The organism is Streptomyces sp. NPDC059957 (assembly GCF_042730015.1).
GTDB lineage: Bacteria > Actinomycetota > Actinomycetes > Streptomycetales > Streptomycetaceae > Streptomyces.
On sequence record NZ_JBHWMB010000022.1, the window covers coordinates 91,263 to 107,231 of the forward strand.

At 71.8% G+C, this 15,969-nt stretch carries 15 protein-coding genes and 2 pseudogenes; 9 read left to right on the forward strand and 8 right to left on the reverse strand.

Annotation, left to right across the window (positions count from 1 at the left end; all coding sequences use genetic code 11):
- A partial coding sequence (locus tag ACFWBW_RS17305; RefSeq protein WP_385373254.1) for a helix-turn-helix domain-containing protein occupies window positions 1–426 on the forward strand: 426 nt, incomplete at its 5' end.
- Between the two features lie 109 nt (window positions 427–535).
- On the opposite strand, the pseudogene ACFWBW_RS17310 reads toward ACFWBW_RS17305, so the two are convergent.
- The 3 genes and pseudogenes from ACFWBW_RS17310 to ACFWBW_RS17320 all read right to left on the reverse strand — a co-directional run.
- Window positions 536–718 (reverse strand): annotated as a pseudogene (locus ACFWBW_RS17310) (DUF6357 family protein); the annotation flags it as partial.
- Between the two features lie 2 nt (window positions 719–720).
- Window positions 721–774 (reverse strand): annotated as a pseudogene (locus ACFWBW_RS17315) (hypothetical protein); the annotation flags it as partial.
- A gap of 73 nt (window positions 775–847) precedes the next feature.
- Window positions 848–1,501, reverse strand: a complete 654-nt coding sequence (locus ACFWBW_RS17320) for a hypothetical protein (RefSeq protein WP_385373256.1) — start codon at window positions 1,499–1,501, stop codon at window positions 848–850.
- Between the two features lie 545 nt (window positions 1,502–2,046).
- Here ACFWBW_RS17320 and ACFWBW_RS17325 point away from each other — a divergent pair.
- The 3 genes from ACFWBW_RS17325 to ACFWBW_RS17335 all read left to right on the forward strand — a co-directional run bounded on the left by ACFWBW_RS17325 (window position 2,047) and on the right by ACFWBW_RS17335 (window position 4,673).
- Window positions 2,047–2,436: a hypothetical protein gene (locus ACFWBW_RS17325; protein WP_385373258.1), complete on the forward strand. Its 390-nt coding sequence runs from the start codon at window positions 2,047–2,049 to the stop codon at window positions 2,434–2,436.
- Window positions 2,437–2,698: 262 nt separating this feature from the next.
- The gene (locus ACFWBW_RS17330; protein WP_385373260.1) at window positions 2,699–3,508 is read left to right on the forward strand and encodes a polysaccharide deacetylase family protein; all 810 of its coding nucleotides are present in this window, start codon (window positions 2,699–2,701) and stop codon (window positions 3,506–3,508) included.
- Window positions 3,509–3,950: 442 nt separating this feature from the next.
- Window positions 3,951–4,673: a CAP domain-containing protein gene (locus ACFWBW_RS17335; RefSeq protein WP_385373262.1), complete on the forward strand. Its 723-nt coding sequence runs from the start codon at window positions 3,951–3,953 to the stop codon at window positions 4,671–4,673.
- 126 nt (window positions 4,674–4,799) lie between these two features.
- Here the strand turns inward: ACFWBW_RS17335 and ACFWBW_RS17340 are convergent, their stop codons facing one another.
- Entirely contained in the window at window positions 4,800–5,903 is a 1,104-nt protein-coding gene (locus tag ACFWBW_RS17340) for an AI-2E family transporter (protein ID WP_385373264.1), read from the reverse strand.
- A gap of 224 nt (window positions 5,904–6,127) precedes the next feature.
- Here ACFWBW_RS17340 and ACFWBW_RS17345 point away from each other — a divergent pair, with 224 nt between their 5' ends.
- Window positions 6,128–6,961: a DUF1206 domain-containing protein gene (locus tag ACFWBW_RS17345; RefSeq protein WP_385373266.1), complete on the forward strand. Its 834-nt coding sequence runs from the start codon at window positions 6,128–6,130 to the stop codon at window positions 6,959–6,961.
- Window positions 6,962–7,071: 110 nt separating this feature from the next.
- Here the strand turns inward: ACFWBW_RS17345 and ACFWBW_RS17350 are convergent, their stop codons facing one another.
- From ACFWBW_RS17350 to ACFWBW_RS17360, 3 genes are all read right to left on the reverse strand, one after another.
- The gene (locus ACFWBW_RS17350; RefSeq protein WP_385373268.1) at window positions 7,072–7,512 is read right to left on the reverse strand and encodes a hypothetical protein; all 441 of its coding nucleotides are present in this window, start codon (window positions 7,510–7,512) and stop codon (window positions 7,072–7,074) included.
- Window positions 7,513–7,915: 403 nt separating this feature from the next.
- A complete protein-coding gene (locus tag ACFWBW_RS17355; RefSeq protein ID WP_385373270.1) occupies window positions 7,916–8,533 on the reverse strand; it encodes a hypothetical protein in 618 nt (205 codons plus the stop codon).
- An 88-nt stretch (window positions 8,534–8,621) separates the two neighbouring features.
- Complete coding sequence (locus ACFWBW_RS17360; protein WP_385373272.1) at window positions 8,622–10,682, reverse strand: RICIN domain-containing protein; 2,061 nt, start codon at window positions 10,680–10,682, stop codon at window positions 8,622–8,624.
- Between the two features lie 432 nt (window positions 10,683–11,114).
- On the opposite strand from ACFWBW_RS17360, the gene ACFWBW_RS17365 reads away from it, so the two are divergent.
- The 4 genes from ACFWBW_RS17365 (at window position 11,115) to ACFWBW_RS17380 (ending at window position 13,630) form a co-directional block, all read left to right on the forward strand.
- On the forward strand, window positions 11,115–11,534 hold the full coding sequence (locus ACFWBW_RS17365; RefSeq protein ID WP_385373274.1) for a DUF5990 family protein: 420 nt from the start codon (window positions 11,115–11,117) through the stop codon (window positions 11,532–11,534).
- 282 nt (window positions 11,535–11,816) lie between these two features.
- On the forward strand, window positions 11,817–13,034 hold the full coding sequence (locus ACFWBW_RS17370; RefSeq protein ID WP_385373276.1) for an alpha/beta hydrolase family protein: 1,218 nt from the start codon (window positions 11,817–11,819) through the stop codon (window positions 13,032–13,034).
- Window positions 13,035–13,161: 127 nt separating this feature from the next.
- Complete coding sequence (locus ACFWBW_RS17375) at window positions 13,162–13,404, forward strand: hypothetical protein (RefSeq protein ID WP_385373278.1); 243 nt, start codon at window positions 13,162–13,164, stop codon at window positions 13,402–13,404.
- Window positions 13,405–13,495: 91 nt separating this feature from the next.
- Complete coding sequence (locus ACFWBW_RS17380; protein ID WP_385373280.1) at window positions 13,496–13,630, forward strand: hypothetical protein; 135 nt, start codon at window positions 13,496–13,498, stop codon at window positions 13,628–13,630.
- A 132-nt stretch (window positions 13,631–13,762) separates the two neighbouring features.
- Here the strand turns inward: ACFWBW_RS17380 and ACFWBW_RS17385 are convergent, their stop codons facing one another.
- Window positions 13,763–15,940, reverse strand: a complete 2,178-nt coding sequence (locus tag ACFWBW_RS17385; protein ID WP_385373282.1) for a PQQ-binding-like beta-propeller repeat protein — start codon at window positions 15,938–15,940, stop codon at window positions 13,763–13,765.
- Between the last annotated feature and the right edge of the window lie 29 nt (window positions 15,941–15,969).

A 15,969-nucleotide genomic window follows, 5' to 3' on the forward strand; every position in this document is an offset into this window, starting at 1 on the left:
AGGAGAGGGGCCCCCCTCGTGTCGGCTGGCCCCCCCCCTCTTTTGGGTTCCCCCACCCACACAAACCCCCCCCCGGCACTGCTCCTGCTGCCCCCCGCCGAACTGATCGACGACCTGGCCGCAGGCTGCCTCGCACCACTGGCTGCCTGCAGGCCGGGTCAGGCGGACCGGCTCGCGGACACGCTGCTGGCCTGGCTCCAGACCCGGGGCGGCGCGGCGGAGGTGGCGGCGCGGATCGGCGTCCACCCCCAGACGGTCCGCTACCGGATGCGTCAGCTGAGGGAATTGTGGGGCGACGCGCTGGACGACCACGATCAGCGCTTCGCCCTGGAGCTGGTGCTCCGCGCCCGGAAACTGCAGTCGCCGCTCTCGCCGATGGGGCCCTTTCGCGATCTGATGGCGGGCCATCAGGCGGGAGTCGAGTAGGACCACGGCGCTGCAGGCCGCCGCCGGGCTCGTGCTGTTCGGGCTGTTCTCCCGGACCCCGGCGGATCGGGCGGAGCCCCGGCGGCGCGTGCGCGGGCTCCCGCCGGGACTACCGGGCGGCGCGCCGTCGACGCGCCCGCTCGAACTCGGCAACGTCCGACATCCACGGACCGTGCTGTTCGAGTGCGGCGCAGCCGCCGCGGACGAAGGCGCTCACCAGGCTCCGGTAGCCGCCGATCCCGTCGACCAGGCCGTACTCGACCCGGTACTCCGGATCCGCAGCTCGCCGTCCTCGCGGATCACGTTCGGGATCCAGCCGCTGTTGCGCGTGAAAACGATGTCTTTCATGGACTCAGTCCTTCCCGGAGCGGGCACCGGCCGGCATCACGGCGATGGTGCAGCCCGACCGCGCACCGGCTGTTCAGGACCACCGTGCGAACTCGATGTCGAGGCGTGAGTCGGTGCGAACCCGGACTTCGCCCCCTGCGGCCCCGGTCGGGGTGTCGACCCGTTCGATGCCGAGGAACTCGATCAACTTGAGCAGCTCGGCTCGTTCGGCTCGGTCATCGTCGACACCGTGCGAGTCGAAGAAGACGTAGTACTGGTCGCTCGGGTCCACGTAGCCCGAATCTGCCCAGATCCGAGCGACTTCTTCGATGGCCGCTGCTTCCGTCGTGATCGTGGCGGCGCGGGCGGCACCGCGAGACTCCGGTGACGCGTCGAGGTCGGAGAGGTCGGAGAACCACTGGCCGAAGCGGTCGAGGCCGGCATATCCGTTCTCGAAGAACAGCATCGCGCTCGGAAGGTAGCGATTGCCCCTGTCGACCTGGAGGTATTCCGCCCGAGTTTGGTCCGCACCCCGGATCCGGGAGATCACACCTTGCCCGGGCATGAGTACCAAACTCTGCCCCGACGGTTCGTCCTTGATGGTGTAGGTGTCGGAATCTCGACCACGGAAGAACGCGGAGAACGCTACGTAGGCTTCCTGAGGGTCGCCCACGGAGACCTGTCGGTCGTTTCCATCACCGATGGCGAAGACGAACTGCCTCGGTCCGGGGTCGTAGGGGCGAGCCATGTGCGTCCTTCGTTCATGTGTGACAACTCCACGAGCGTAGCCCGCAGCCGGCTCCGGATCTCGGCCGGTGGCGGTCTCTCGCAGATCTTGCCGGTCGAGCCCGGTCCCTCCCCAGCTACCGCTGGGGGAGCAAGCCGCATCGCCCTCCTCCCTTGCGCACCTGGGGGTGGCAGTTGGGGAGACCGGGTAGCATCCGCGCCCAGGAGGGGGTGGCGCGTGGTGAAGGCGGTGGCGTTGTGTCTGGCAGCGGCGTTGACGGCCGCAGTGGCTGTACTTGCCTCACTCGCGGCCAACGCCGCTACGTCACATAGTCGTTGGCCGGGCCTCCTCGACACCGTTCGGACCGATCCATGGCCGTGGGTCGGCGTGCTCGGCGTAGCGGCGATGGCGTTCCCGCCCAGTCCGGGGACGGACGGAACCCCTGACCCGTGGGCCGACCAGGCCATCCGGACGCCGCCACCGGCCACTCGCGCGGCACTGACGCGCCGCCGTGGAAGGCCGGTATCCGAATCGTTCCCGACGAGGTGGCCTGCGATGATCGGTGAATGAGCGAGCACGAGTGGCAGGCGTTGACCACGTCCGAGGAAGCGTTCATGGTCAATTCGTACGAGATCGACATCCTGGCCGGTGTCCGGGGAGATCTCGACGATGTAGATCAAGCCCGGCCCGTGAAGGAGCTGGCACGGATCTTGCTCACTCTCATCGATCGTGGATGGATCGAGGTTCGTCGAGTCGCGCCATGGACGTCCCCGTCAGGAGAAGAGGGCTTCCAGCCCGGGGAGTTGGTGTCTCGTGATCAGCTTCCGGCGGTCCTGGAAGACGCATCCAGCTGGGAGTACCCGGACGACGGCAACTGGATCGGTGCGGTGACCTTGGTGGAGACGGAAGCGGGTAAGAAGATCACCCGTCGTTCTCCCGAGGAGACGGCCGAGTAGACCGCCGCGCCCCTCAGGCCGCTGCTGCAGCCCAGGGGGATTGAGGCCGACGTACCAGCGGGGCCGTAGGAACCCACCCGTGTCTCATGGCGGCTCGGAACAGCCCCGGCTCCGGAGCGGGGGCGGGCGGGGGCCGAACATCCCGTCCGCGCCGGGTCTGCGGATGGGCCGATCGGGGGAGGACGGCGCCGGGGCGTACGGCCTAGCCTGGACCGGCAGCAGTGGGAGACCGGGGGGCCGAGTCCGAAGGAAGAGTGCCTCCATGGGCATCGCCAGCAGTTCTGCAAGCCGTCTCCGGGCGGGATCCGCTGTGGCGGCTGCTGCCGTCCTCGTCCTGTTGGCGGCCGCCGGTGCACCGGCCTTCGCGGCCCCGGGCGGCCAGGCGGCCCCGGCCGGCGGGCCGGCCGGGCCCTCAGTGGCGGGCCGGTCATCCGCCGTAAGCGCCTACGGCCCGGCTCAGGTGCCGCTGGGCATCTCCCGGCTGGCGCAGGGCCCGGGTCGCGACATCGCCATCACCATCGACGACGGTCCGGACCCGCGCTGGACGCCCCAGGTCCTCGAGGTGCTGCGGGAGAACCACGTCAAGGCCACCTTCTGCATGATCGGTACCAGCGCCCAGCAGTATCCGGATCTGGTGCGCTCCGTCGCGGCCGCGGGGCACAGCCTCTGCGACCACTCCGTCGACCACGACGTGACCATGGACCACAAGCCCGTCGCGTACCAACGGCAGCAGATCCTCGACGGCAAGTCCATGATCGAGCGGGCCGCGCCGGGGGTGGCCGTCCGCTACTACCGGGCTCCCGGTGGCGCCTTCACCCCCGACAGCCGGGCGATAGCTGCCGCGAGCGGGATGCGGCCGCTGGGCTGGAGCGTGGACCCCAAGGACTGGAGCAGGCCGGGCCTGCCGGCGATCGTCGCCGCCGTGGAGGGAAACCTGCCCGCGCAGCCGACGGTCCTCTTCCACGACGGGGGCGGCGACCGCAGCGAGACGGTCGCAGCGCTCAAGGAGTACCTGCCGTGGCTCAAGGGGCAGGGCTACACCTTCACCTTTCCGAAGCTCGCCACCCCGTAGAGCCGCGCCCACCCGCTCGACGGGCGCGGCGAACCAAGACGGGAACGCCGTCCGGTTCCCCCTCCGAGGCGTGACATGCGTCACTGTCGGCGTGCTGCCATGGCGGCCTCCGCGGTGATCCTCTGGCATGGACATTTCGCCGTATGTACCTGTTTGGCGGTGACATGCCGTACTCCGCCAGAAACGGAAGTCGACGTTCCTGTTTCCTCGTCTTCAACACGGCTGACGGGGGTGGGTTCTGTCGGCGGGCCAGGCGGGTGCGGCCCTGGCCGCGACGCGGGATGCACGATCTTGCGGCCGTTTCAAGCCGCCTCCCGAAGGTCCTGCGCGGCTGAGCGGCGGCGGCTTGCCAGGCCGTCGGCGGGCTTCTAAGAATGGCGATTCCTCCGGCGCCTTCGCGGTCCGGCGCCGGGAGCTTCGCGATCACCGAGTGAGGTCCCGCATGAAGAAGCACCGTAGGAAGACGCACCACAGGAAGATATCCGTCGCCATCGGGGCACTGGCACTCGTGGCCGTACCCACCACGGCCATGGCCTGCCTCGACCCACAGGAGGCCGGCCCGATGCGGTCCGTCGCCGCCGAGCAGGACAGCCGTCCCGGGTACCCAGACTCCCAGGGCGAGCCCTATACCGACCCCTACACCAACCCCTACGGCGACCCTGGCGCGCAGCAGCCCGCGGAGGTCCCGGTTCAGGTCGGCGGCCCCGCCGAGATCGTCGAGCAGCCGGTCGTCCAGCCGCCCGCCGAGCAGGCCGGGACGCCCTCGCCCTCGGACTCCGCGGCACCCTCCGGTGCACCGGCCGAGGTCCTCGCGCTCGTCAACAAGGAGCGCGCCACGGTCGGGTGCCCCGCGTTGACCGTCAACGAGAAGCTCACGAAGGCCGCGCAGGACCACAGTGAGGACATGGCGGCCCACTCCAACATGTCCCACACCGGCTCCGACGGATCCGACCCGGGTCAGCGGATCACCCGTGCCGGGTACCAGTGGAGTACGTACGCGGAGAACGTCGCGTACGGCTACCCCACCGCCGCCCAGGTCATGGAGGGCTGGATGAACAGCCCGGGTCACAAGCGGAACATCCTCGACTGCGACGTCAAGGAGATCGGCATCGGCCTCGCACAGCCCGGTCAGTACTGGACGCAGGACTTCGGCGCCGCCCGCTGATCCGGCCGCTTCGCAGCCGACGTACGACGAGTGAAGGCGGGCGGCGCGGCCGGTATCCGTCCGCCTTCGCCGGCGTGCACGTCGCCACCGCTGTGCGGGTGGCCGTACGGATCCACAGGGCCGTGTTCAGCCCGTGCCGGGTTGCGTGCCGGATCCCGGTTCGGCCGCGGGCTCGACGAGCTGCTCGCGCAGGTACCGCCACACGACCGCGATCAGTGCCGCCGCCGGTACCGCCAGCAGGCTGCCGACCACTCCGGCGAGACTGCCTCCCAGGGTCACCGCCAGCAGCACCACCGCCGCGTGGAGCCCGAGACCGCGGCTCTGGATCATGGGCTGGAAGACGTTGCCCTCCAGCTGCTGCACCACGATGATGATCACCAGCACGATCAGCGCGTCCGTCAGGCCGTTCGAGACCAGCGCGATGAGCACCGCGACCAGGCCGGCGAACAGGGCACCCACGATCGGCACGAACGCGGACACGAAGGTCAGTACCGCCAGGGGCAGCACCAGGGGAACACCGACGATCCACAGCCCCAGCCCGATGAAGACGGCGTCGAGCAGACCGACGAACGCCTGGGAGCGCACGAACGAACCGAGGGTCTCCCAGCCGCGCTCCGCGACGACGGGGACGTCGGTGGCGAGCCGGCCGGGGAGTTGCCGGGTGAGCCACGGCAGGAACCGCGGGCCGTCCTTGAGGAAGAAGAACATCAGGAAGAGTGCCAGGACGGCGGTGACCAGACCGCTGAAGATGGTGCTCACGCCGGTGACGACCGTGGACACCGTCGTGCCGACGCTGTGCTGGACCTTGTCGACCGCGCTGTCGAACGCCGCCGTGATCTGGGCGTCTCCGATGTTCAGCGGCGGCCCGGCAGCCCACCCGCGCAGCTGCTGGATCCCCTTGACCACGCCGTCGCCCAGCTCGCCGGCCTGCGATGCCACCGGTACGGCGATCAGCGCCACGACACCTGCGGCGACCACGAGGAACAGTACGGTCACCAGGGAAGCGGCCACGGCGGGAGGCCACCCGCGTCGGCGCAGGTAAGCGACCAGGGGCCAGGTCAGTGTGGTGAGCAACAGGGCGACGACCAGCGGCCAGAGCACCGACCACATCCGCCCCAGGAGCCACAACGTCACGGCGGCCATGACGATGACCAGCAACAACTCGGCACTGACCCGTGCGGACGCCCGTAGCGCGGACGCGGTTTTACTCGAACTCAGCGTGTCAGACATGGGCTCACCCTATGGAACGTCCCGACGCCTGCGTGTCCCTGGCCCCCAGGGGCGCGGCTCACGAGGGTGAGACACGGCCGGACTCGGCAACTCCCGCGCTGCTCCTGCGGCTTCGATCAGCCCTACGGGAAATGGTGCGGGGTACCGGCAGCTCCGGACCGCGCACCGTGCCCGTGGCCTGCCGGGCCGGGCATGGAGAGGGGAATGCAGGGTATTCGCGGAGCATGACGGCTGGTGGAGCGGTACGCGAGGGTGTGGAGACCGCGTCGAGCGGCGGCAGGGCGCGGGGGGTGCTGGCCCGGTGCGGCCTGGTGACGCGTGGGCTGCTCTACGTGCTCATCGGTGTACTCGCGGTGCGCGTGGCCTTCGGTGTGAGCGGTGGTGAGTCGGCGGACCGGACGGGCGCACTGCAGGAGCTCGCGGAGAAGCCCTTCGGCGGTGTCCTCGTATGGGCCGTCGGCATCGGCCTGGTCTGCATGACGCTGTGGCGGCTTTCGGAGGCGGTGCTGGGCGCGGCCGGCCCCGACGGGGACAAGCCCGGCAAGCGACTGGCCGCGGCGGCCCGGGCCGTGTTCTACGGCGTCGTCGCGTTCTCCGTACTCTCCTTCGCCGCCGGCACCGGCGGTGGCGGCCAGTCCGGTGACGAGCAGTCGCGCGATGTGACGGCCCGGGTGCTCGATGTGCCCGGTGGTCCGTGGTGGGTGGGGGCAGCGGGCGCGGGGATCGCCATCGGCGGCGTCGTGATCGCCGTACAGGCGGCGCGGCGTACCTTCCGCAAGCACTTGGCGATGGACCGGCAGCCCGAGGGGGTCCGCAGGGCGGTCGAGATCCTCGGGGTGGTGGGCGGTGTGGCGCGCGGCGCCGTCTTCGCCGCGGCCGGTGCTTTCGCCGTGCACGCCGCCGTGAGCTACGACCCGGCGAAGGCGAAGGGGGTCGACGACACCCTCCGTGCGTTCACCCAGACCCCCGCGGGCCCGTGGCTGCTCATGGTGGTCGCCGCCGGGCTCGTGCTGTTCGGGCTGTTCTCCTGGGCCATGGCCTGTTGGCGCCGGGTCTGAGCATGCAGACGGGGAGCCGGGGTGAGCGTTCGCGGTCGGCCCGGCACGTCGTTGCGCGATCCGCGACACGAACCGGATTCCACTGCCGGGACGCGACGACAGCCGTACCGTCACGGGCCCGGTGCCTCGGAACGTCCTCGGATCTCAGGACCTGCGCCGACCGCTTCCGTCAGCGTGCCCATGACCTGGACCGCCTCCCCGTCCGTGAGCCCTTGCTCCCGGCACAGAGGACGCCACGAGGAGAACGCCGCGGCGTGTCCGATCACCGCACGCAGGACCGGGTCGCGGGCCTCCGGCCAGGCATCGGCCAGCACCTCGACGTACTGCCGGGTCCTCTCCGCTCTGGCCTCGCGGATCGGCTCGGGCACGGAGTGCGCGTCGCGGATGACCAGCGCCGGCATCTGCTCGCCCGCGCGGTAGAAGCGGTAGAGGTCGGCAAGCCCGCTCGACAGCCGCTCGACGGGGTTCTCGATCGCGCCCCACTCTTGGGGTCGGGGCAGCTCCTGCTGTGACAGCCAGTGTCCCGAGCAGGCCTCGAACTCGATCGTCACCGAGGGCGAGATCGGTTTCCGCTCCGGCGATCGCGAAACCGTACTGGGACCCGGCGGCTACATCACCAAGCCGCGCGGGGAGCTCCACGCGATGTGGAACGCCGGCCCCGTCCCGGCCCGGATGATCGAGATCATCAGTCCGGCCGGATTCGAGCACTTCTTCCGCGAGCTGGCCGAGATGCTCGCCGACGGGCCACCGCCGACCCAGGACGCAGTGCCGGTGCTCGCCGCCAAGTACGGGCTCGAGTTCGGACGGCCGACCTGGCTGCCCGAGGTCATCTCGCGGTTCGGTCTGACACCACCCGCCGTCTGGCCGAGGTCCGGCGCACCTGATCCGAGCCTGCGCATCAGCATCCAGAGCACGCCTTCCGGGTCCATCCCGTTGACCGGCTCGTCGAACGGTCTAGCCGCGGGCCCGCCTGCGGCGCAGGAAGATGCCGACGGCCGCCCCGGCCAGGGCCGTTGTCGCCACTCCCGCCGTTGTCCACCAGACGGCGGGACCCGTGCCGGGCTCCGCCGGGGTGCCGGAGACCGTCGCAGGTGTCGGCGTCGGCGTCGGCGTCGGGGTCTGCGCCCGCGTCCCGGTCGGCGCGGGCGAAGGGTCGGCGGGGCGGGGACCCGGGGTGCCGGTCGTCGGGGCCGGGTCCACCACCGGTACGCCGACTTCGAGTTCGCCGTGCCCGAGGGCGGGGAAGCCCACGTCCACGCTGACCTTCCAGGCACCGGGCGGCAGGGATTCGGCCGTGGTCCAGCCGGCCGGCGTCGCGGCGGGATCGCGCACCAGCCGCCAGGGCCCCAGCGTGCGGGCGCCGTCGGCGCTGACCGCGTTCACGGTGGCGGCGACCGCCTCCTCGACGGCGTCGCCGTCGTTCTCCCAGGTGACGTCCGCGGTGACGTGGCCTTCCCGCTGCCCCGTGACCACCACCTTCACGGTGTCGCCGTGTGCGTGCGCCACGGCAGGGGACAGCAGCATCAGGCCGACGGCGGTCAGGACGGCCTGGAAAGCGATTCGTATGCGCATCGTGGCGTGCTCCCGGTGGGGTGAGGGGCCGGCGGACGGCCGCGCGACGCGGCCGTCCGCCGGAGGGAACTTCAGGAGGCTGTCGGGGTCAGCCGACCTTCTGCACGGTCCAGACCTGGGGAGCCCGGCCGTCCGCGCGCTGGAGGTCGAGCAGCCAGTTCCCGTAGTAGGGGCGGCTGCTCACGGTCAGGGCGAAGCCGCCGCTCGGGTCGGTGACGCTCACCCCACCACCACGAGCGGTCAGCTTCCAGCTCTGCGCACCGGCGCGCCCGCAGGGCTGCTGCGCGACCCACATGCCCGCGGCGGGAGTACCGCCCGGCTGCAGGCACTTGCCGGAGACCGCGGAGCGGATGCGGACGAGTCCGCTGCCCGCGTCGTCGAAGTACCACTGCTGCTGCGCGTACCCGTTGGAGCGCGCCCCGACGAGCACGGTGCCGTCGGCGCCGCGCCCGCCCCACACCTCGGCGGCCATGCCGGTGCTGCCGTTCCCGAGCAGGTACCGGGTTCCCGGGGTCGTTGCGCCGCCGCCCGTGCCCTTCGTACGGAAGGACGCGGCCTTGCCGGCTCCGCTGTCCCGGCCGGCGCTGTCGCGGACGGAGACGGCGACCGTGTACGAGGTGTCGGGCCGGAGGTTGTAGACGCGCAGCACCGGGGACTGGACCCAGCCCAGGTGCTTGCCGTTCAGCAGGACCTGGTACCAGGCTGCTCCCTCGACCTTGGGCCAGCTCACGACGGCGGAGTCTGCCTGGATCTGGCCGACGGTCACGGCCGGTCCGCCCGTGGGCTTCTTGGTCGGGCTGGGCGTCGGCTTCTTGGTCGGAGAGGGGCTCGGGCTCGGGTTCGGACCGGGGTCGGTGCCGCCGCCCTTGTTCTTCATCAGGAACTGGTTGTCGGCGATGTTCCAGTGCGTGGCCAGGTAACTGCCGGCCTTGGGGCTGGTGTGGAAGTAGTCGTCGTGGTTGCAGTCCAAGATGTTCTCGGAGGCCTGGTTGGTGCAGATGTTGCGCATCTGCGGGTAGTACGGGGTGTCCGAGTAGCACATGACGTCGAACTCGTCGGTGCAGTGCGCGCCGCGGCTGGTGTTCGGGGCGCTGTTGTTGACCGCGCCCAGGTTGTGGCCGAGTTCGTGCGCCGCGGTGTGGCCGCCCCAGCAGCCGGAGTCCGTACGTCCGTACGAGGGACCGAAGTTGCTGATGTTGGCCTGGCCGGGCCGCTCGTCGCCGTTGAAGGTTCCTATGCCGCAGTAGACCTTGGTGTCCGCGAAGATCATGTACTTGCGGTCGCGACGGTCGAGCCCCTTGCCGGCGAGCGCGGCGTTGGTCGCGCTGAACTCCGCGAGCGCGGAGTCCGGGAGCTCGACGTTGAGCACGGTCGGGGTGCAGTCGGCGGCCGTCACGTAGCGGATGTGCCGGACGCCTCCGGTCTCCTGGGCGCTGGCGGAGTAGATGAGGTCGGCGTCGGCCGCCCATTTGCGGAACGAGGCCACGTACTCGGAGTAGCGGTCACGGCCGGGACCGTGGACGTACACGACCTGGACCCGGTTGCCCGTGCTGCCGTCTCCGTCGCACTGGACGGTCTGGCCCGCGGGTCCGGCGGCGACGGCGGCGACCGCCTGGCCGGCGCCGGAGGGCGCGGGCGCGGCGGACTTGTCGGCCGCGCGGTCGGCGTCGGCCGCGGGCGCGTCCTGAGGACGCCCGCCGCCCACGCCGGCCGCCGGGTCGTCGGCGGCGGGTCGGGTCGGGTCGGCCGCCGGTGCCGAGGCCTTGACGGCGGGCGCGATGTCCTTCGTTATGTCGACGCCCTTGGGCGGGGCGTCGGGGCCGTGGGTGCACAGACCCGCGCCGGTCCGGTAGACGCCGGCACACCGGTCGCCCTTGGGGGCGGGGGCGAGGCCGTCGTAGACCATGCCGCGCGCGCTCTCGTTGGCGGGCGCGGCCGCGAGGGGTTCGGGCTCCTGGTCCCGGGCGGGCGCGGCGGCCGGTGCGGCGGCCCCCGTACCGGCTTGTACGGACACGGCCTGGGCATCCTCGCCCAGTCCGGAGTAGGCGATGCCGGCGGCGAGCACCGCCGCCGAGGCCATGGCGGCGGTGAGGAGCATCAACCGCCGCGGCTTGCGGCGGTGTTCGCGCCGTCTGCTTCGTCCTGGCATGGGCACCTCAAGTGAACGTCGGATGAGTGGGTGCGCGGAAGCCTGCCAGACGAATGCGGCGGAGAATTCGGACAAAGAGGAGTGCGGTTCGAGAAATCGTTCCGTTACCTATCTGTCGGATCTGATGAACACTCAATAGGCAATAAAACAAGGGGAGTTACGCGCGTCATGCAGTATTGGTCCAGGCCTTATCGGGGGTAGTCGTTATCCAATCGAGATAACAAGTGGGGTGCTGTTGACGGGAATTCAGTCAAGGATTCACCTAATTACTACCTGTCGAATTCCCTTGGTCACGACCCGTGAGGAACCGCCGAACTGGAGGACGGCGCGGTGCCGAACGCCCCGTAGGGGAGGGGATCCTGGCCTCGCGGGTCGATTCCTGTTGGTGCGCCAGGCCGAGGAGTCGGGAGGGCGCGTGGCAGGGTGGTGCGTATGCCATCACTCTCGCTTCGCATCGTCGGCCGCGATCTCCCGGGGCGTGAATGCGGCGGATACCGGGACGTCCATGTAGCCGTGCAGCGCGGGCGCGACCCCGAGGGGGCTGTTTCCGGGGACGCCGCGGAGGCGATCTGGGAGTTCACCGTGGAGGTGGTCGCGACGCCGGACGGGGTCCTGGACTTTCGCGGGCCTCACGTCCACGGACGACGTGGGGGCCGGTTCCTGTACCTGACGTGGGGAGAACTGCGGCACGGTGGGGCGTTCACGATGTTCCGCCGCGCCAAGCTGATGCTCGACGACCTCCCGCCACAGGTCGTCGAACGGGGCGTCGCCGAAGCGGAGCTACGCCTGACGGACCGCTGCGGGATGCCCGTGTGCGCCGCGGTGCGCCCGCCCGGCATCGTCTGGAGCTGAACGGACGAGGGCTCGCGCGGCGCTGTTGGTGGCAGCGGCAGCGGCAGCGGCGGTGGTGGCGGTGGCGGTGGCGGTCGGGCGAAGCCTGCCTGCGGGACCGGCTACCGGACGGCATGGCCCACCGCATCGGCCCCGGGGTGTAAACCCGTCGGCCTATGCCCTCGCGAGCTGTCAATCGGTGGGCCGATGCCGTGCGGGAAGGCGCGTGACAGCGTTCTCCTGTGCCCACGGACCAGCCGTATCGGCACAGTTGACGATGCCTCACCACCGGGGGAGAGACTCATGATCACCACACCGTTCGTCGGCCGCGAGCGCATGACGCGCCGCCGCATGCTGGGAGCCGCGCTGGCCGTCGGCGCCGCCGTACCGCTGGCCGCCACCGGCCCCGCGTGGGCCGCCCCGGCCGCGGCCGCCCACGCCTCGACGCGGCTCACACTGCCCGCGCCGACCGGTCCGCATCCGGTGGGCACGGTCCAGGTGCACCTCGTCGACCGCTCACGTCCGGACGCCATCGCGGGGCCCGGGCACTTCCGTGAGCTGATGGCCACCGTTTGGTACCCCGCCCGGGACATCCGGCGGTACCCGGTGGCGCCCTGGATGCCGGCCGGGGCGTTCCGGGCGTTCGTCGAGGACGCCGGGTTCGGCGACCTGGCCTCCCTGGGGCCGCTGACCGCCGGTCACGTGGGCGCTCCGGTACGCAGGTCGGACCGGCGGCTGCCCGTGGTCGTGTTCTCGCACGGCGCGCACAGCCACCAGGGCGACCACACCGTCGTGGTCCAGGAGCTCGCCAGTCACGGATACGCGGTCGTGACGATCGCGCACCAGTACGACACCTACACCGAGTTCCCCGACGGCAGGGTCGCCGTCCCGCTCCAGGACAGGGAGGCGCCGACGCGGCCGGGGGACTTCGCCGCAGACCTGCGCTTCGTACTCGACTGCATCGAGCAGATCGCTGCAGGACGCAATCCGGACGTCGACCGCAAGAGGCTGCCGGCCGGGCTGCTCGGCTCACTCGACCCGCGGCGCACGGGCGCGTTCGGCTGGTCGAAGGGCGGGACGGCCACCGCGTGCGCCACGCTCGCGGACGCGCGGATCCGGGCCGGGCTGAGCCTCGACGGCCCGATGCAGATGAACCCGCCGCTCGCCGGGGACCTGGACCGGCCGTTCATGTTGATGTCCGCCGAGTTCAGCCGGGCCACCGATCCCGCGGTCGCCGCATTCTGGTCGCACCTGCGGGGCCGGCGGCTGGACATCCGAGCCGAGGGAGCCGCCCACATCTCCTACGGCGACAACGAGGCACTGTTCCCACAGGTGGCGAAGCTGTACGGATGGAGCGCGCAGCAGCTCCAGGACGTGATCGGCACCCTCGATCCGGACCAGGCGGTGAGGATCCAGCAGGCCTACCCGCTCGCGTTCTTCGACGAGCACCTGCGCCACCGTCCGGGGCACCTGCTCGACGGGCCGTCCCCGGCCTTCCCGGCAGTGACGTTCCTTCCCTGAGTCCACTCGCGGCGCCACACGCGCACGCGGATCGGCCTCCTCCGAGGTCCGGGCCGCGCGGTGTACTCCTGTGCGCCCCCATGTGCCCCTTCGGTGGCCCGGCCGGCTCCGTTTACGGTTCCGGGCCATGAGTGGATACGCGAAGGAACCGGCCACGCCGACGGAGATCAGCACCCGCGACCTGCCTCCCTCCGACCGGTGGTCCACGACCCCGGTGGTACCGGCCCCGGTCTGCCGTCTGGAGAACTTCCTCGGCGCCGGCCGCGCCGCCCGCCTGCTGAGCTACGCGATCTCCCGGGAGCCGGACTTCCGCGCCGGGGAAGGGGCCACTACGGCATGCACACGGACGCCTCACGGGTCCGCGACGTGAGCACGGCCCTGTCGGCCGTGTACTACCTCCACCGCAAGCCCCGGGGCTTCGGCGGATGCCGGCTCCGCCGTCGTTCCGGATCCTGCCGTGGATGGCCCGCGCGGCCGAACGCACCCGCCCGCTCGCGGATGTCGAGCACGACCACGACGGCGCCCGCCCCATCGCACTCCCGCCGGCCGCCCCTGCCACGCGACTCACCCTCCCCAACTCCCGCACGACACCGTGAACCTGGTGTCGGGGCCACCACAAGCCGTGTGAAGGCGGTCGGTCAACGGCCTGCTCGGGCGGGCGCGTGCGTGGTGCGCAGCGGATCGGGGCCTGCCGCTTTGCGTTGCCGGGGCCGGGGTCGCGGCGGACGTCAGTCGAGCGGTACCGCCGCGAGGCGGTCGGCGGTCTGGGGGTAGAGCCGGTTGCCGCGCTGGACGATCATCGTCGGGCCGTCAGGCATGTTCACGGCGCCCGCGGCGAGCGTCCACGCGACCCGGCGGGCCGCGACGTCCACCGCGACGACCGCCTGACCGGCGCCGCCGACCGCCGCGTAGAGCTCCCCGCGGAACGGGGCGGGAGGCGCCAGCATGGAGACGTACGCGCCCGGGTCGTGGGTCCACACCTTCTTCCCGGTCGACTCGTCGAAGGCCTGGAACTCACCGTCCGCGACGTACACCGTGCCGTTCGCGCAGACGGGCGCGCTCAGCAGCTTCGGGCCCTCCGGCTCCAGCTTCCAGGCCACCGCGCCCGTCATCAGGTCCACCGCCGTGATCCGCTCCTCGAAGTCGAAGACGTGGCGGTCCGAGGCGACCGGGGGGTTGATGCCTCCCGACTTGTCCGTTGACGTCGCCTCCTGGTCGGTGCGGACCCGGCAGGCCCACAGGACGCGGCCGTCGCGCAGGTCGACGGCGAAGACGCGTGCGGGATCCGAGCAGATCAGCCGGCCACCGGAGATGACCGACGACATCATGAGGGAGCCGAGCGAGTCCAGGACGGCGCCCTCGATGCGCGTGCGCCAGCGCAGCTTCCGGGCTCCCAGCTCGTAGGAGAGCAGCCACGCCTGCTCCTGTTGCTGCCGGTCGCCGGACCTGAAGTACGCCTTGAGGTAGAGGCATTCGGCGTCCGCGGCCAGGAGCTGCGTGGTATGGGCGAGATCACCCAGGACGGCCGGGTTGGCCGCGTCGGCGGCGAGGCGTCCGGTGCGCGGGTCCAGATATCCCGCGCTCGCGTTGCCGTCTTCGTCGAAGACGAGGCCGACGAGCTTGTCGCCCGCCACGACCACGTCGGCCTTGGCGGTCCGGGTCTCCCACAGGATCCGGCCGTCGGCGGTCGAGATGCCGCGCAGAACGTCGCTCGTGTGGATCAGGACCTCGTCGGAGGGGACGGCCGGGGTGGAGGTGAACGGGGACGGGACCGACCACAGCGGGGCCGGAGGGGTGCCGGGCGGGCGGGAGGACCGGGCGGGGCCGGGCGCCGCAGTGCGGCCGGTGGAGCCCGGACCGGAGCCCTCGCCGGAGCCCGAGCCCGGGAGGTTCCCGGTGGCCCAGAGCGCCGAGGCGCCCCCCACGACGGTGAGCGCGGCGGCCGCCGTGCCCGCGATCAGGGTGCGGCGGGAGAGCGCACGGCGTGGGGCGGGGGCGCGCAAGGGGGCGGGGGCGATGGTGGCGACGTCGCCGATCCGGCGGGACAGGTCGGCGAGGAGCGCCGGCGGCAGCAGTTCGGCGAACTCCCCGGGGTCGAACGGCCCCCACGCGTCGCGCAGCAGGCCGGGGGCGGGCCGGTCGCCGGGCTCCGGTGACAGGCAGGCGGCGAGCGTCTCGCGCAGCCCCTCCGGCAGGCCCGTGAGGTCGGGGTCGGCGCCGTCCCGCAGCAGCTCGAGGGTGCTCTGCCGGCCGCGGGCGTCGTAGGGGCCGTGACCGGACGAGGCGAACACCAGGACCCCCGCGAGGGCGAACACGTCGCCTTCCGGGCCGGGCGGTCCCCCGCGCGCCTGCTCCGGTGACATGTACGCCGGTGTGCCCGCGAGCCCCCCGGCCTCCGTGAGGCGGGGGCTGCCCGGGGCCTGGGCGAGCCCGAAGTCGATGAGGCGGGGGCCCTGCGCGGTGATCAGTACGTTCGACGGCTTGACGTCCCGGTGGACGAGCCCGGCACGGTGCAGGGCGGCGAGGGCGGCGGCGAGCGCGGAGCCGAGCCCGCGGACGGCCGGTTCGGGCAGCGGCCCCCCGGCCGCCACCGCTTCGGCGAGCGAGGGCCCGATCAGGTACGCCGTGGCCAGCCAGGGCCGTGCCGTGTCGGGGTCGGCGCCGAGGAAGGCCGCGGTGTGCTCCGCTCCCAGGGCCCGCGCGGCCTCGGCCTCCAGCGTCAGCCGCCGGCGGTAGCCGGGCTGGTCGCGCAGGTCGGACCGGACGGTCTTGACCGCGGCGAGGCGACCGCCGGCGGTGCGGGCCAGGAAGACGGTCCCCATGCCGCCGCCGCCCAGCCGGCCGAGGAGGGTGTACTCCCCGAGCCGTTCGGGATCGTCGGGCAGCAGGGGCAGGAGCGTGGACATGACCGGGGGACTCCTTCGGGGCGGCGGTC

What these genes read in the sequence shown, in the direction of transcription:
- ACFWBW_RS17320 (WP_385373256.1), bottom strand. Translation starts at nt 1,501, where the DNA reads ATGGCTCGCCCCTACGACCCCGGACCGAGGCAGTTCGTCTTCGCCATC.
- ACFWBW_RS17325 (WP_385373258.1), top strand. Translation starts at nt 2,047, where the DNA reads ATGAGCGAGCACGAGTGGCAGGCGTTGACCACGTCCGAGGAAGCGTTC.
- ACFWBW_RS17330 (WP_385373260.1), top strand. Translation starts at nt 2,699, where the DNA reads ATGGGCATCGCCAGCAGTTCTGCAAGCCGTCTCCGGGCGGGATCCGCT.
- ACFWBW_RS17335 (WP_385373262.1), top strand. Translation starts at nt 3,951, where the DNA reads ATGAAGAAGCACCGTAGGAAGACGCACCACAGGAAGATATCCGTCGCC.
- ACFWBW_RS17340 (WP_385373264.1), bottom strand. Translation starts at nt 5,903, where the DNA reads ATGTCTGACACGCTGAGTTCGAGTAAAACCGCGTCCGCGCTACGGGCG.
- ACFWBW_RS17345 (WP_385373266.1), top strand. Translation starts at nt 6,128, where the DNA reads ATGACGGCTGGTGGAGCGGTACGCGAGGGTGTGGAGACCGCGTCGAGC.
- ACFWBW_RS17355 (WP_385373270.1), bottom strand. Translation starts at nt 8,533, where the DNA reads ATGCGCATACGAATCGCTTTCCAGGCCGTCCTGACCGCCGTCGGCCTG.
- ACFWBW_RS17360 (WP_385373272.1), bottom strand. Translation starts at nt 10,682, where the DNA reads ATGCCAGGACGAAGCAGACGGCGCGAACACCGCCGCAAGCCGCGGCGG.
- ACFWBW_RS17365 (WP_385373274.1), top strand. Translation starts at nt 11,115, where the DNA reads ATGCCATCACTCTCGCTTCGCATCGTCGGCCGCGATCTCCCGGGGCGT.
- ACFWBW_RS17370 (WP_385373276.1), top strand. Translation starts at nt 11,817, where the DNA reads ATGATCACCACACCGTTCGTCGGCCGCGAGCGCATGACGCGCCGCCGC.
- ACFWBW_RS17375 (WP_385373278.1), top strand. Translation starts at nt 13,162, where the DNA reads ATGAGTGGATACGCGAAGGAACCGGCCACGCCGACGGAGATCAGCACC.
- ACFWBW_RS17380 (WP_385373280.1), top strand. Translation starts at nt 13,496, where the DNA reads ATGGCCCGCGCGGCCGAACGCACCCGCCCGCTCGCGGATGTCGAGCAC.
- ACFWBW_RS17385 (WP_385373282.1), bottom strand. Translation starts at nt 15,940, where the DNA reads ATGTCCACGCTCCTGCCCCTGCTGCCCGACGATCCCGAACGGCTCGGG.